Source organism: Streptomyces jumonjinensis (assembly GCF_009600885.1).
In the GTDB taxonomy this organism is placed as follows: domain Bacteria; phylum Actinomycetota; class Actinomycetes; order Streptomycetales; family Streptomycetaceae; genus Streptomyces; species Streptomyces jumonjinensis.
On record NZ_VCLA01000203.1, the window covers coordinates 1 to 477 of the forward strand.

Below are 477 nucleotides of genomic sequence, written 5' to 3' on the forward strand. Positions count from 1 at the left end.
GGACGAACAGGGGGTCCATGCCGTCTTCGATCAGGTGGGTGACGTACGACCTGCGCAGCGAGTGGAAGTCGAGGACCGGGTCCAAGCCGAGATCGTCGCGGTAGGCGGCGAAGCGGGAGTCCAGCCGTTGCAGGCCCACTCGCCGCCCGCGTTCGGAAGGCCACAGGGCTGGCCCGTCCGCGTGCCGCATGGCGGGCCGGACCTCGCTCGTCCACTGGTCGAGGATCTCGGCTGACCACTCCCATACCGTCAGCACGCTGCGGCGTTTGGGCGGCGAGCCCTTCTTCGCCTTGCCATGGCGGACGTAGCAGATGCCGAACTCGCCGAACTCCGCTCCTTCGGGGTTACGGCCGAAGTCCGCGGTGTCCAGCATCCGGGTCTCGTTGCGGCGCAGTCCGAATGCGTACGCGGTCTTGAACAGCATCGCGTCGCGGAAGGCGGGCAGCCAGCCTTTGCGACCGCGTCCGCGGACGCGGT

Annotated in this window: 1 protein-coding gene; it reads right to left on the reverse strand. The window is 68.8% G+C overall.

The window, feature by feature from the left end:
- Nucleotides 1-477, reverse strand: a 477-nt coding sequence (locus FF041_RS36845) for a tyrosine-type recombinase/integrase (RefSeq protein WP_153527092.1), incomplete at both ends; no start/stop codon positions are given.